The following is a 981-nucleotide window of genomic DNA, read 5'->3' on the forward strand; positions in this document are numbered from 1 at the left end:
CACAATCCGGCTCTTTTTCAGTTTTTCACCGACTATGAGCACAGCTAGTCGAAGCGGCAAACGCCCTCCGCTACCCCCTGCGCACCTTTCTAAATCGGCCACGCTTGTCTCTACGATAATCGAGCTTTGGAGTGGGGCGGCGAAGCCACCGCCCAAACTTGGAAAAAATGGAATTCGGCGTTGCATCGGTGCCGTTGTCGTCTTCCGCAAAGTCCATGATTATCCAACGAACAAAGATAAACCCACAAACCAACAAGAGGAGAGTGAGAGCGCCGGAAAACAAGATAAGATATTGAAGAATTTACGAACCCTCTGTAAACTTCGTGAACCAACAAGCTTGAACCTTCTGTAACTGGCATTCAACCATCCGATAGTGCGCCAACAGTCAAGAACTGGGTGGAACGCGGACGCTTTGCTCGACACAGTTTCGAAACGGTCTTGACGTTACAATCGTTGGCAGATCGGGGGCGCTACAGAATTGCATTAGTCCTTCTGATTGCAGTGATCTATGGCTTGCTCTTTGCCGTGCGGCTCTCCGGAACACCGGAGTGGTGGGCTGCGTTGGCTTGCCTGCCGCTCTACATTCTGTTGATCGGGCATTGTCGGACTAACTGCACTTGGTCGATTTTGGATGAGATTGACCAGCTTCGGAAGCCCGAATTTTGGCCAAACGCCTCTGATCCTAGGCGCGAAGCCAGAGACAAGGCGAGACTGACAGCAGCCCTGTGCTATGGCCAATAGGTTAAGGTGCAATTGCTCTGACAATGCCCCTCGGCGACCCGGACCGGCCGACGACGGCGGCCGACGTCGAGGCACTGATTGGTCCCGGCGGTGCGGCGGAAGAGAGTAACCTCGCCAGCCTGCTGGTCGAACTCCCGGCACGCGAGATCGGCGGCCAACTGCCTTCGTGGGACGAGCTTGTCGAACTCAGTACGCTATGCCGCGAAAAGGACATCCGCCTGCACTGCGACGGCGCACGCG

General features: G+C 55.4%; 2 protein-coding genes. Both read left to right on the forward strand.

Annotated elements, in window-relative coordinates; translation table 11 throughout:
- Window positions 1–352, forward strand: a 352-nt coding sequence (locus GRI89_RS17870; RefSeq protein ID WP_235912588.1) for a hypothetical protein, incomplete at its 5' end; no start/stop codon positions are given.
- A 412-nt stretch (window positions 353–764) separates the two neighbouring features.
- Window positions 765–981 (forward strand): beta-eliminating lyase-related protein (locus GRI89_RS00015; RefSeq protein WP_235912590.1); only part of this gene is annotated, 217 nt, incomplete at its 3' end.

Source organism: Croceibacterium salegens, assembly GCF_009827435.1.
GTDB classification, from domain to species: Bacteria; Pseudomonadota; Alphaproteobacteria; order Sphingomonadales; family Sphingomonadaceae; genus Croceibacterium_B; species Croceibacterium_B salegens.